Consider the following 13,530-nt stretch of genomic DNA (forward strand, 5'->3'; position numbering starts at 1 on the left):
GTGGTTCATATACTTGGACTGATGGAAATACCTATACAGCTTCCAATAATACAGCTACGCAAACCTTAACTTCTATACAAGGGTGTGATTCTGTTGTGACGTTAAACTTAACAATCAACGAATACCCATCTAATTCGGTTAGCCTCAATGGATTAACAATGACATCTGGAGAAATCAGTTCTTCTGATGTAAGCTTCCAGTGGATTGATTGTAATAATAATGCCCCTATTAGCAACGAAACAGAACAAAGCTATGTCGCAGTTGAAAATGGAAATTACGCCGTTATTGTCAACAATAGTCAATGTATAGATACTTCAGAATGTGTAGAAATTAACACTGTTAGTGTTGAAGCATTATATAAAGAGCAATTAATAACGTTTTATCCTAACCCTATAAAAGAGAACTTTACTATTAGGTTTAACAAAACAAGCTCTGGAATAATTAGAGTTTATGATATTTTAGGAGAACAAGTTTTAAGTGAAGTATTTACCAATGTTAGCAGTTGTAATGTAGCACTTAACTTACCCTCTGGAAATTATTTTGTCAAAGTAAAAACTAATGATCAAAACGCTATAATGCAATTCATAAAAAAATAGTGTTCCCCCTTAATTACCGTACATTCATTTTATATGGGAATACAATCAAACCTATATAGATAACCTAAAAAACGGAATTTTAATTCTATTAAATTTAAGAATATGAATGAGCAATTTATTTTATATAAGCCCAGAAGTAAAAAACTAAGGGCTTATATTAAAGACTATTATTTTCATAAAGATTATAATAAAAGTAAGACAAAAAAAATTGTGTATTATCCGACTATATATACAGGGTTAACCATCTATAAATCTTCTAAAGTTCTATTTATTTCTCCCTCTCACTCTATAGCTATACCAGACGAACATACAGATTATTTTTATTGTTTTACATCAGCATATTACCAAGCTGGCACAGCTGAAATTCGACCTCCTTTTCAAAAAATAGGTATTGTATTTGAACCTTTTGGTATTAATCAGTTTATAGAGCATCAATCACTCTTTCAACTAACCAAAGGGAAAAGTATTTGTATGATGAATTATTTTAAACAACAAATGGATATGATAATTGGCGAACTGTTTAGTGAAATAAGTGACCTAAAAAAAATAGAAATTTTAGATGAATATTTTGAACGTCAGTTTTTGTTAAATGATTGTAAAATTATTAAACAAGCTATAGCTTTTATAGAACATTCACCTAGCAAACCAAAAGTCAATGAATTGGCTCAACACCTAAATATACATCGAAGAACATTATTAAGGAATTTTAGAACCCATTTAAACTGCTCTATTCAGAACTATATTAAAGCCTATCAATTCAGAAAAGCGTTTAATTATTACCTAAACGCTATTAAAAAGCCCTCATTAATAGATCTCTCATATCAATTCAATTATTATGATCAAGCTGAATTTAACAAACAATTTAAAACTTTAGCTGGAGCCTCTCCAAAAACTATTTTTAGTAATATACGAAAACTAGCCCAAAACGATTATTTTTGGAAAATAGAATAAGGATATTTAGCATTATGATACTGGTATTAATAGCATACTTTATTTTGCTTTTTTTCAAAGAACTAACAATCCCTTTTTTACTATAAAACATACTTATAACTTAACAACTTATAGTATAACTTAGCCATTAAAAAATCTGAAGATTTTTCTATTTCATTGGGACACAATTCTACGATATCAAAACCTACGACGTTTTTTTCTTTAAACACTTTCTTTAAAAATTGTAGGGTTTCATTCCAATATAAGCCTCCTGGTTCTGGTGTACCAGTAGCTGGAACAATGGCAGGATCAAACGCATCTAAATCTATGGTGATATAAACATTGTTGGTCATTAAATTAACGGCTTTTTCTTGCCAATGTTGATCCGCTCTAAAATTATGAGCAAAAAAGACTTGCTCTTTTTTCATTACAGCCTTTTCCGAACTATCCATACTTCGTATTCCCAATTGAATCAAATTGGTTGTTTGGCTAGCTTCGTATAAAGCACATGCATGATTACAAGTAGAGCCCTCATATTCTTTTCTTAAGTCGGCATGGGCATCCAATTGTAAAACCGTTAAGTTTTCGAATTTTTCATTGTATGCTCTTATAGCCCCTATAGCCACAGAATGCTCCCCTCCTATTACCGTAACCATTTTGTTATTGTTCAAATGTTTTTTAGTTACCTGATATACAGCTTCAACCATTTCTTCTGGAGATGATTTTTCAACTACAGAATCTGCTAAAAAGACACCCTGCTGATACACTTCAGAATCGGTTTCTATATCATAAAGTTCCATGTTTTCAGAGGCTTCTAAAAATGCTTCAGGACCTTTATCTGCACCTTTTTGCCAAGTACTCGTTTCATCATAAGGAACAGGTAAAATAACAACTTTAGAAGTTGTATATCCTGCATACTCATCTGGTATCCCTGCATATCTTCTATTCATACCCTAAAATCTTTAAAAAATCAGCTGCTTTTTGTTCTTCTTTAAACAAATAATCTTGTTGTTTCCCCTCCTTATCTTTATAGATCATGATATGTTGGGGTTGAGGAATTAAACAGTGTTGTAATCCTCCATACCCTCCTATCGTTTCTTGATAAGCTCCCGTATTAAAAAAGCCAAGATAAAGCGGGGCTTCTTTTTTATATTTGGGAAGGTAAATCGCATTAATGTGTTGCTCAGAATTATAGTAATCATCGCTATCGCAAGTTAGCCCTCCCAACAGCACTCTTTCATAATGAGTATCCCAACGGTTGATAGGCAACATAATAAAACGTTTATTGATCGCCCAACTATCAGGTAAGGTGGTAATAAAAGAAGAATTAATCATATTCCATTTCTCTTTATCATTCTGTTGTTTTTGATAAAGTACTTCATAAATAGCACCTGCACTTTCACCAACTGTGTAAGACCCAAATTCCGTAAATATATTAGGTTCCGCAACCCCTTCTTCCTCACAAGTAGCTTTAATTAGCCCAATAATTTCATTAACCATATAAGCATAATCATAATGAAATGCCAGCGAGTTTTTGATTGGAAAGCCTCCTCCTATATTAAGGCTATCTAAGGTCGGGCATATTTTTTTTAATGCGGTATATACTTTTAAACATTTGGTCAATTCATTCCAGTAATAAGCATTATCTTTTATTCCTGTATTGATAAAGAAATGCAACATTTTTAACTCCACTTGTGGATTATTTTCTATTGCACGTTGGTAATAGTCCACAATATTTTTATAGCCTATTCCTAATCTACTGGTATAAAAAGCAAATTTAGGTTCCTCCTCAGAAGCAATTCTAATTCCAACCTTAAAAGGTCGTTTAGTTTCAGATTGAATTAACCCTAACTCTTCATAATTATCAATAACAGGAATACAATTGGTAAAGCCTTCATTAATTAGTCCTGCGATCTTTTGGATGTATAAATCTCTTTTAAAACCATTGCAAATGATATAATCTGATTGTTGTAGTTGATTAGCTTTATATAATTTTAGCACGATATCAATATCAAATGCAGAGGACGTTTCAATATGTGTATCATTTTTTAAAACTTCCTCTATTACAGGTTTAAAATGGGAGCTTTTAGTGCAATAACAATAATAATATTGACCTTGATAATTATGTTGCTCAAATGCTTCCTGAAACCATTTTTTTGCTTGCTGAATATTGGTTGAGATTTTGGGTAAATAACTAAATTTTAGCGGTAGTCCATAACGTTTCACTAGATTCAATAAATCAATTCCATGAAATGAAAGCTCTCCATTATTTACACTAAATTCATCCTGTGGGAAGTCAAATGTTTGTTGTATTAGATCGTTATATTTTGTATTCATTTTTTACACGGCATAAAAAAAGCCCTTAGTTATAAAAATAAGGGCTTTTCTGAAATACAAGTTATTTTATTCTTCTTTATTTTCCTCATCTTGATTGGTTGCCTCTTCTGATTGTTGCGCTTCAACCTCATCAACTGTATTTTCAACTTCAGGATTTTGAAGTTTCACCTCCTCAGCTTCCACTTCTTCTTTTGTTTCCTTTGTTTCAACAGCTTCCTTATCAAATGGTCTCTTTCCAAAAATCAGTTCTAAGTCCTCTTTAAAGATAACCTCTTTTTCAATTAGCTTATCAGCTAATAAATTTAATTTATCCTTATGCTCAGTTAAAATAGCTATTGCTCTTTGATATTGAATATCGGTAATTTTCTTAACCTCTTCATCCATTAAGGCTGCAGTTCGTTCACTAAATGGTTTGGTAAACCCATCTCCCATATTGTAATAAGAGACATTACCGACTTTTTCATTTAGTCCATAGATTGATACCATGGCATGTGCTTGTTTCGTTACTTTTTCAAGATCACTTAACGCTCCTGTAGATACTTTTCCAAACGCTACATACTCAGCTGCTCTACCACCTAATGCAGCGCACATCTCATCTAAAATTTGCTCAGTAGTTGTAATTTGACGTTCTTCTGGTAAGTACCAAGCCGCACCTAAACTTCTTCCCCTTGGGACGATAGTTACCTTTACCAATGGATTAGCATATTCACACATCCAACTCACTGTAGCGTGTCCAGCTTCATGAATGGCAATAGCACGTTTTTCCTCTGGGCTAATAATTTTATTCTTTTTCTCTAATCCACCTATAATACGGTCAACAGCATCTAAGAATTCCTGTTTTTCGATTACTTTTTTCTTTTTACGAGCAGCAATTAATGCGGCTTCATTACAAAGATTTGCAATATCAGCTCCACTAAATCCAGGAGTTTGTCTAGCTAAAAAGTCACGATCTAAATCTGCTGCAATTTTTAATGGTTTAAGGTGTACATCAAATATAGCTCTACGCTCATTTAAATCTGGCATATCAGCAAATATTTGACGATCAAAACGTCCAGCTCTCAATAAGGCTTTATCCAATACATCTACTCTATTGGTTGCAGCCAAAATAATAACTCCACTATTGGTTCCAAAACCATCCATTTCAGTTAACAACTGATTCAATGTATTCTCCCGTTCATCATTAGATCCCATGTTAGGATTCTTCCCTCTTGCTCTACCAATTGCATCAATCTCATCTATAAAAATAATACTTGGAGATTTTTCTTTGGCTTGTTTAAACAAATCACGTACACGTGAGGCTCCAACACCGACAAACATTTCAACAAAATCAGATCCTGAAAGAGAAAAGAAAGGAACTTTAGCTTCTCCTGCAACAGCTTTAGCCAATAATGTTTTTCCTGTACCTGGAGGACCTACAAGTAGTGCACCTTTAGGAATTTTAGCTCCAAGCTCTGTATATTTCTTAGGGTTTTTAAGAAAGTCTACAATTTCTTTAATTTCTTCTTTAGCCCCTTCTAATCCTGCTACATCTTTAAATGTAGTATTGGTACTTTCTCCTTGTGAACCAAACATCTTAGCTCTTGATTTTCCAACGTTGAAAATTTGAGAGCCACCTCCCATTCCTCCGCCAGTAACTCTACGCATGATAAACATCCATATCGCTAACATAATTCCGAAGAAGATTAACCAACTAAAAATTTCTTGTCCTAATTTATTGGTTTCATAAGCATCATACTTAATTCCGTAGCTAGACTCTTGTCCCCATTCTACCAATTGTTTAGAAAAGTTTTCACTATTCAATACTCTAAATTGAAAATGTGGTCCACTATTTCCTCCACCGCCTAATAGCGGTCTTTTCGCTTTAAACTTATTTTGATAAAACTCTTTTTTTAAACTTTCAGGTTTAATTGTTACATGAGCAATTGTTCTATCTACCAGATCAACACGTTCTACATCGTTGCCTTTCAGCATTACTTCTCTGAACTCTTGTTGTGTAGTACTTCTAATCCCTCCATCTGATTGAACAAATGTTAGTGAAATTAAGATTACTGCGATAATCGCATATATCCAATAAAAATTGAATGTCGGTTTTTTTGAATTTTGTTTATTTGCCATTCTATCTATTTCGTCATAAATTAATTATTCATCTTCAGAAATAACTTCTATTTCTGCATCTCCCCACAAGCCCTCAATGTTATAAAATTCTCTTGAATCCTTATAAAATACATGAGCAACCACATCTACATAATCTAATAGTACCCACTCAGCATTTTGTTTTCCTTCTTGGTGCCAAGGCTTCTCTCCAATATCATCTAAAACTACGTCATAAATCGACTTAGAAATAGATTCAACCTGTGTATGCGAATCACCATGACAAACAACAAAAAAGTCAGAAACTGCTCCTGGAATACCTCTCAAATCAATACACACTATATTTTTAGCTTTTAGTTCCTGCATACCTTTAATTACTTCTTCTTTTAGTAATACAGAACTTGCTTCATTATTTACACTCATTAATTCTTTTTTATTTTACAATATATTTACGATGTCAGTTATTGTGCCACAATGTTCAAATGTCAGAACAAAAGACATTATGGCCTAAAGAATCTTAACGTTTGTTAATCCAATAGAAACACATGACACCTTGACAGTTTATAAGCTATACAAAACTAAGAATTCTAACGATTTTTAATTCATAAATTTTATTAAATTTGAAGAAATATTTACTACTTAAATTATGGAATGGTTTGAAACTTGGTTTGATTCTAAGTATTATCATATACTCTATAAAAATAGAGACGATGAAGAAGCGCAAGCTTTTATAGATGTTTTACTTGATGCAATTGGACTTGAAGATGGTTCAAACATATTGGATTTAGCCTGTGGTAAAGGAAGACATTCTATTTATCTCTCGAGTTTAGGTTATCGTGTTAAAGGAGTTGATTTATCCGTTAACAGTATTGAAGCCGCTCAAAGTAATGAACACGAAAACCTCAGCTTTGAAGTAAAAGATATGCGTACTCCTTTTACCGAAGATGAATATGATTTAGTAGCAAATTTATTTACAAGTTTTGGTTATTTTGATGATATCAATGATAATCTAAAAGTCTTGAACAGCATAGAAACCATGATGAATGAGGACGGGCATTTTGTCATTGATTTTATGAATGTCGAAAAAGTTCTTCGTACATTGGTTTCAGCAGAAGAAAAAGAGATTGACGGCGTTTTATTTCAAATCAAACGTCAACACCTTGACGGGTATATTGTTAAAGACATCACTGTAATAGATGGTGATAAAACCTTTGAGTTTCAGGAAAAAGTACAAGCCTTAACTATCGATAATTTTAAAGAATTAATTGCTAAAACCGATTTAATTGTTGATCATTTTTATGGTAGTTATGACCTCACGATATTTGATGCTGATACTTCTGATCGCTTAATTATTGTTGGTACTAAATGGTAAACACTTTTGATCTTTAAAGTTAACATATTAGGTTGTGGTAGTGCTACACCAACATTAAGACGCAATCCTACAGCACAAGTGGTTAATGTGTTGGAACGTCATTTTCTAATTGATTGTGCTGAAGGAACACAATTACAAATGCGAAAATATGGAATCAAATTCCAAAAAATCAATCACATCTTTATCAGTCACCTTCACGGAGATCATTACTTAGGATTAATAGGTTTTATCTCTACACTTCATTTATTAGGCCGAACAAAAGAACTTCACCTGTATGGACCAGAGCCTCTTGGTGAAATTATTTTTAGTCAACTAAGAGCCAGTAAATCTTACCTTAGTTTTCACATAGAGTTTCATCCCTTAACCTCAAAAGAAAGCGAGTTAATATATGAAGATGAAAAAGTAACGATAGAAACCATACCTTTAAAACATCGTATCTATTGTAACGGTTTTTTGATCAAAGAAAAACAACACGACTATAGAATAGACATTAAAGCTGTTCAAGCCCACAATGTTCCTATAGCATGGTATCAACATCTAAAAAAAGGAAAAGATTATGAATTAGAAAATACTAAAATCCCTGTTTCCGAATTAACATTTCCTCCCTATCAACGAAGGAGTTATGCTTATTGTTCTGATACAGCCTATTTAGAAAGTATTATTCCAATCATTGAAAATACACATTTACTTTACCACGAAGCAACTTTTTTAAGTGACCAAAAAGATCGTGCAAAGCAAACGATGCATAGTACAATTGAGGAGGCCTGCTTAATCGCTCAAAAAGCTAAAGTTAAACAGCTACTTGTAGGGCATTATTCTGCTCGTTATAAAACTACAGAAAAGTTTATCGAAGAAGCGACTCCCCTTTTCAAAAATACGATTGCTGTTGAAGATGGAGATGAATTTACAATTCCATTGAAGTAAATTGTTTTTTAATCATTTTTCGATCCAATTTCTTAAACTTTGTTTGATTATCAAAAAAATCGATCCATTCTAATGCCTCAAATTTTTCTGGTTCATTGAGGAAGAAATCATGGTCTTTTTCAAGAAGTACAAAATAATTTCTTTCGTGTAAGATTCCTTGTTTCACTTCAGTCAATAAACCACACCAAGTGATATCTTTGGCTCCAATTTTTATACTTGCTTCTTCCTTTGCTTCTCTTATCATCGAGGCAGTGGGGCGCTCTTTTTTTTCAATGTTTCCCCCAATTAAACTATAACGATCCTGCCCTCTTTTCTTAAAAGCCAAGACAAAAGGATAATTCAGTACTAATAAACGTGCTTTTCTATTAACCAAAATATTGAACGTAGTTTTTATCAGACAAATATAAAAATAAAAAAAGGGATGTAGAAAACTACATCCCCGAAAAAATCAGTTACTTCTAAAAGCAACTATTTATTTGACTACCCCAACACAAATATATAGCATTTTTATATTGCAAATATATTTTTTAGACTAACAATGGTTTTTTAACCCTTCAAAGCAAAATATATCGATAAAACTATTTTTTTAGACATAAAAAAAGGGATGTAGAAACTACATCCCCGAAAAAATCAGTTGCTAAAAGCAACTATTTATTTGACTACCCCAGTGCAAAGTTATAAAAGAAATGTAGTTTTCTAAAAAAAACTATGCTTATAACACTATTTTAACACTTTTAATTAATTACACCACTGCCGATTAATTCTTCTCCTTGATACCAAGCCACAAACTGTCCAGCAGCAACTCCTCTTTGCATTTCTTCAAACTCAATATACAATCCATCTTCTTTTTGGTGCAACGTATAGTTAGAAAGCGCTTGTCTGTATCTAATTCTTCCAGAATAAGCAATGCTTTGGCCAGGCGTTAACTTAAGATCTTCCCTTACCCAATGTATATCTTCATTGAGGACTTTTAATCCTTTTCTATACAACCCTTTATGGTTTGTTCCTTGACCAACATACACATGGTTCAATTGCGTATCAGTACCTATTACAAATAGTGGCTCTTTCATTCCTCCTACAGCTAAACCTTTTCTTTGTCCCTCTGTAAAATAATGTGCTCCCTGATGTTCTCCAACAATTTTCCCTACTCCTTTTTTTAAGTTATAGGGTGCTGCAATCGTAACTAAATCATCGTTGGTGTAATCGAACACAACATCTTCATTATCTAACTCTATTATTTTTCCTGTTTTAGGTTTTAACTGTTGTTGTAAAAATACAGGCAGTTTTACTTTTCCTATAAAACATAATCCTTGTGAATCTTTTTTATTGGCAGTACTTAACCCAATTTGGTTGGCAATTGCTCTAACTTCTGGTTTTTCTAGGTGTCCTATAGGAAATAAAGCTTTACTTAACTGTTCTTGACTTAGTTGACATAAAAAATAACTTTGGTCCTTATTGTTATCTTTCCCCGCTAAAAGTCGATATACTTTTTTTCCTTCTATTTCAAGCTCTTCCTTTCTACAATAATGTCCAGTTGCGACATAATCAGCACCTAGTTCTAGTGCTTTTTCCAGGAAAATATCAAATTTAACTTCTCTATTACAAAGTACATCTGGATTAGGTGTTCTACCAGCTTGATATTCAGAAAACATATAGTCGACTATTCTTTCTTTGTATTCTTTACTGAAATCAATTACCTGAAATGGAATTCCCAAAGACTCAGCAACTTGTAAAGCATCATTACTATCATCTATCCAAGGGCATTCATCGTGCTCTATCACCGAATCATCATGCCAATTACGCATGAACATTCCGATGACTTCATAGCCTTGCTCTTTTAATAAATATGCTGTTACACTAGAATCTACACCTCCAGACAACCCTACAACAACTCTTTTACCTTTACTCATTCCTATAAAATTAATAGTACAAAGGTAAGTATTCCTTTTAAACATAAATTCGCTTCCGATAAATAATCCAACGACAGATTTGATCAATAAAAAATTAGAATTAATTGAAATAATCATTTATTTTTGAAAAACGACGGATAATTGATGCTATAGAATGAGGACTTTTAGAAAAATATTTCACCCCCCTAATACGGTTTACACCACTTTTTATGAAAAGTACAAGTTTAATTTGGTGTGGAAAATATTTTCTATCCTTACTCCTTTTTTCTTCATCCTTTCTTCTGTCCATTTTTTATTAGGGGGCAAAAGCTTTAAAACTACGGCATTGGCTTTTCTAATGTCGCTATTAGTGCTTATTTCCTTAAAATTTTCTAAAAAATACAACATTTCAGTAATTGCTGTATTTATTATTGGAACGGCCATTAATCAATATACGATGTATACGGCATTAAACGTGGAAAGGATTGTTGATTTGTTGTGGATGCTTTCTGTCTCTGTATTTGTCTTTTATATGTTTGGTTCACGTTACGGAATTGGCAGTATGGCGATTAACTTTGTAGGGTTAATTGGAGCAATACTCTATGTCCCTAAAGAAGTCATTATCGAAACCATTCAAAATCAAACATTAAATGTTGAACTCGCTCATATTATAAACATTATTGTTTCTACGGTTATTACGGGGTATTTTATCAAAAAAATAATTGAATACTCTAATTATAATGAAGAAAAACTAAAAGAAGCTAACATTGATCTATTGCAACAACGCGATGAAAAAATTGTAATGCTTCAGGAGATTCATCATAGAGTAAAAAACAACCTTCAAATTGTTTCCAGCCTTTTAAGACTACAATCAAGCCAATTGGATAATGAGGAGATGGTTACTCAATTTAGAGAGGCCATTAATCGAGTTTCTTCAATGGCTTTGATTCATGAAAAAATGTATCAAACGGATGATTTATCTAATGTAGACATTAAAAACTACCTTAATTCTTTAATTAAAGATATTATACGAACCTATTCATTTAAATCGCATATTAGCATAGATATTCAATCTAATATTTATAATTTTAGCTTAGATAGTTTAGTCCCTCTAGCGTTAATTTTTAACGAGTTAATTACAAACTCAATTAAACATGCTTTTAATGAAAGTTCAGATGGAAAAATCACCATATTAATCCAAAAAGAATCTGAAAGTAAAACAACAATTACCTACAAAGACAATGGTCAAGGTTTTAATGAAATTCCTACTGAAAATTTTGGTTCTGTGCTTATTGAAACATTTTCAGAGCAATTAGATGGAGAATATTCAATTAAAGATACTAAAGGTATTGGGGTGGAGTATTATTTTGTTTTTAAAAACCTAAAATAATGACTAGAATATTTCTTTCATTTCTTTTCATTACCTCCGCCTGTTTATTATTCAGCCAAACAGATTCAACAGTTTCCAAATTCACTAAGATAAAACCATACATTGTGCCCAGTTTTCTAATTTCTGGAGGAGTATACATCCATCATACATCCGGTCAACTTAGTCGATATAACCTTCAACAAAAAATACTGACACGATATCCTAACTCTCAAACGCATTTAGACGATTATTTACCTTTTATTCCAATTGGACAAATGTATTTGGGGAAAGCACTTGGAATGAAAAGTAAAAACAATTATTTTAACCAAAGTAAACAATTATTTTTTTCTCAATTCTTTACTTCTATCCTAACCCACACTTTAAAACGTACCACTCAAGTTACACGACCAGATCAAACCCCTCATGCTTTTCCTTCTGGACATACCTCTATGGCTTTTTCTTCTGCCTCAACGTTATTTTATGAATACAAAACACATCATCCTGTTTATGCCTATTCAGGCTTTATTTTTGCAAGTGCTACTGGTGGACTAAGAGTATTGAATAATCGACATTGGGTTTCTGATGTATTGGTTGGCGCAGGTATAGCGATATTAACGACTCATTTAGTCTATCATTTTGAGCCTTTAAAAAATTGGAACCCTTTTAATAAAAATAACAATACATCAACTAGAAACTTTTATTAAAAATGCATTGCTAAACAATCAAAAAGCCCAAATCTCTTGATTTGAGCTTTGAAAAACGATGTTTGATTTATTATTTTTCGTTTCCTATTTCCAGTAAGATTTCTGCAAGCTTTTCAGGCTGAGAAAAATTTGGTGTATGACTAGAATTTAGTGTATACGATTTCTTTACTTTTCCTTTATACATTGCTTGTTGTACACTAATTGGTATTGCTCTATCTTCGGTACACTCAATATAATACTTAGGTATTTTTCCAAAGTTTTCTGCTGTAATTTCCAATTCATACATCAATGGAGTCACTGGCTCTGGGACTATATACGATTTAGCTTTATTAAATGCTTCTTCTGAAATATCATGAGCAAAGGCATTTTGAATTTCATCTTCTTTAACTAATCCATATTTTTGATCTTCTGATAAATAAAAGTTTTCTACAGCCAAAGAGCCCTCTACCCCTTGTACTGCTTTGAAAAACGAACCTCCATTTGGCAATAGAAAAGCCGTTAAATAAACTAAACTTTTGACTTTATTCGGCCTTAACTCTGCTACTCTACTGACAGTAATACCATTAAAACTATGACCTACTAAAATAACAGGTTCTTCTTGATTGTCAATAATATTAATAATTGTATTCACATAATCATCCATAGTAATCGCTTCTGATGGTGTTTGGTCGTTTCCGTGGCCTGGCAAATTAGGGGTAAATACCTTGTGTCCATTTTTTATTAAAACTTCCGCAACATTCCCCCATTGCCAGCCTCCTAACCAAGCTGAATGTACCAAAACATACGTTGCTTTTTGCTTTTGGGCTTTCAATTCTCTATTAACCTCAAAAAAATCTTTGGTAAGCTTCCACTTATCATTTGTTTTCTCCCAGGTTTCATTAATTATCAAACCACTCCCCACGTTCATACTCCAATCAGCAGAAACAATGGCTTTTGTTGAATTAACAACCCTTACTTTTACATTCGTATATTTTAAATTGGAAGCTCCAGATTGAATAAAAGGCTCCCAAAATTGGATAATAGCCTCTTGTCCTTTATAAGTCCCATATGGTTTAGCTTCCATAACCGCATCTTTTGCATAAGCCTTTTTAATTGCTTTAATATTTCCTTTATTAAAATTAGAAATCCATGTTTGACTTGCTTTTAGCACTTCTGCTTCTACCTCTTCTTTGGTTGCATTTTTGCAGCCTATATTAAACAATAAGCATAATAATGGTGCAATTAATAACTGTTTACTTTTGATCATTTTAGATATGAAATTTGTTAATAATTAATGATTAACAAATGTAAAAGCCCCTAAAATGATTTACCTGTACCT

13 protein-coding genes are annotated in these 13,530 nt (G+C 32.4%); 6 read left to right on the plus strand and 7 right to left on the minus strand.

All coding sequences use genetic code 11. From position 1 onward, the window contains the following. Both N4A35_15405 and N4A35_15410 read left to right on the plus strand, forming a co-directional pair. The coding region (locus N4A35_15405) for a T9SS type A sorting domain-containing protein (protein MCT4582797.1) at positions 1 to 596 on the plus strand (596 nt) is incomplete at its 5' end. Between the two features lie 102 nt (positions 597 to 698). Then, positions 699 to 1,547 carry an AraC family transcriptional regulator gene (locus N4A35_15410; protein MCT4582798.1) on the plus strand — a complete coding sequence of 283 codons (849 nt, stop codon included), beginning with the start codon at positions 699 to 701 and terminating at the stop codon, positions 1,545 to 1,547. 80 nt (positions 1,548 to 1,627) lie between these two features. Here N4A35_15410 and speB read toward each other — a convergent pair whose 3' ends face one another. From speB to rsfS, 4 genes are all read right to left on the minus strand, one after another. Next, a complete protein-coding gene (gene speB / locus N4A35_15415; GenBank protein MCT4582799.1) occupies positions 1,628 to 2,476 on the minus strand; it encodes an agmatinase in 849 nt (282 codons plus the stop codon). Next, entirely contained in the window at positions 2,469 to 3,863 is a 1,395-nt protein-coding gene (locus tag N4A35_15420) for an arginine decarboxylase (GenBank protein ID MCT4582800.1), read from the minus strand. Before N4A35_15420 ends, speB begins: the two co-directional genes overlap by 8 nt. Positions 3,864 to 3,929: 66 nt before the next feature. Next, positions 3,930 to 5,978: an ATP-dependent zinc metalloprotease FtsH gene (gene ftsH, locus N4A35_15425; GenBank protein MCT4582801.1), complete on the minus strand. Its 2,049-nt coding sequence runs from the start codon at positions 5,976 to 5,978 to the stop codon at positions 3,930 to 3,932. A gap of 24 nt (positions 5,979 to 6,002) precedes the next feature. After that, complete coding sequence (rsfS, locus tag N4A35_15430) at positions 6,003 to 6,377, minus strand: ribosome silencing factor (protein ID MCT4582802.1); 375 nt, start codon at positions 6,375 to 6,377, stop codon at positions 6,003 to 6,005. 223 nt (positions 6,378 to 6,600) lie between these two features. Here rsfS and N4A35_15435 point away from each other — a divergent pair, with 223 nt between their 5' ends. Continuing rightward, entirely contained in the window at positions 6,601 to 7,326 is a 726-nt protein-coding gene (locus N4A35_15435) for a class I SAM-dependent methyltransferase (GenBank protein ID MCT4582803.1), read from the plus strand. A gap of 6 nt (positions 7,327 to 7,332) precedes the next feature. Continuing rightward, positions 7,333 to 8,250 (plus strand): ribonuclease Z, encoded by a 918-nt coding sequence (locus N4A35_15440; GenBank protein MCT4582804.1) that lies wholly within the window; start codon positions 7,333 to 7,335, stop codon positions 8,248 to 8,250. Here N4A35_15440 and N4A35_15445 read toward each other — a convergent pair. Both N4A35_15445 and mnmA read right to left on the minus strand, forming a co-directional pair. After that, entirely contained in the window at positions 8,231 to 8,623 is a 393-nt protein-coding gene (locus N4A35_15445) for an NUDIX hydrolase (protein ID MCT4582805.1), read from the minus strand. The genes N4A35_15440 and N4A35_15445 overlap by 20 nt on opposite strands. A 361-nt stretch (positions 8,624 to 8,984) precedes the next feature. Then, positions 8,985 to 10,160: a tRNA 2-thiouridine(34) synthase MnmA gene (gene mnmA, locus N4A35_15450; GenBank protein ID MCT4582806.1), complete on the minus strand. Its 1,176-nt coding sequence runs from the start codon at positions 10,158 to 10,160 to the stop codon at positions 8,985 to 8,987. 232 nt (positions 10,161 to 10,392) lie between these two features. On the opposite strand from mnmA, the gene N4A35_15455 reads away from it, so the two are divergent. Further along, a complete protein-coding gene (locus tag N4A35_15455; GenBank protein MCT4582807.1) occupies positions 10,393 to 11,529 on the plus strand; it encodes a sensor histidine kinase in 1,137 nt (378 codons plus the stop codon). A 104-nt stretch (positions 11,530 to 11,633) separates the two neighbouring features. Further along, positions 11,634 to 12,212, plus strand: a complete 579-nt coding sequence (locus N4A35_15460; protein MCT4582808.1) for a phosphatase PAP2 family protein — start codon at positions 11,634 to 11,636, stop codon at positions 12,210 to 12,212. A gap of 70 nt (positions 12,213 to 12,282) precedes the next feature. On the opposite strand, the gene N4A35_15465 is transcribed toward N4A35_15460, so the two are convergent. After that, complete coding sequence (locus N4A35_15465) at positions 12,283 to 13,458, minus strand: alpha/beta fold hydrolase (protein ID MCT4582809.1); 1,176 nt, start codon at positions 13,456 to 13,458, stop codon at positions 12,283 to 12,285. Positions 13,459 to 13,530 lie beyond the last annotated feature (72 nt).

The sequence above is a fragment of the Flavobacteriales bacterium genome (assembly GCA_025210295.1).
Taxonomy (GTDB): domain Bacteria; phylum Bacteroidota; class Bacteroidia; order Flavobacteriales_D; family Parvicellaceae; genus S010-51.

What these genes read in the sequence shown, in the direction of transcription:
- rsfS (MCT4582802.1), bottom strand. Translation starts at nt 6,377, where the DNA reads ATGAGTGTAAATAATGAAGCAAGTTCTGTATTACTAAAAGAAGAAGTA.
- N4A35_15410 (MCT4582798.1), top strand. Translation starts at nt 699, where the DNA reads ATGAATGAGCAATTTATTTTATATAAGCCCAGAAGTAAAAAACTAAGG.
- ftsH (MCT4582801.1), bottom strand. Translation starts at nt 5,978, where the DNA reads ATGGCAAATAAACAAAATTCAAAAAAACCGACATTCAATTTTTATTGG.
- N4A35_15465 (MCT4582809.1), bottom strand. Translation starts at nt 13,458, where the DNA reads ATGATCAAAAGTAAACAGTTATTAATTGCACCATTATTATGCTTATTG.
- N4A35_15435 (MCT4582803.1), top strand. Translation starts at nt 6,601, where the DNA reads ATGGAATGGTTTGAAACTTGGTTTGATTCTAAGTATTATCATATACTC.
- N4A35_15420 (MCT4582800.1), bottom strand. Translation starts at nt 3,863, where the DNA reads ATGAATACAAAATATAACGATCTAATACAACAAACATTTGACTTCCCA.
- speB (MCT4582799.1), bottom strand. Translation starts at nt 2,476, where the DNA reads ATGAATAGAAGATATGCAGGGATACCAGATGAGTATGCAGGATATACA.
- mnmA (MCT4582806.1), bottom strand. Translation starts at nt 10,160, where the DNA reads ATGAGTAAAGGTAAAAGAGTTGTTGTAGGGTTGTCTGGAGGTGTAGAT.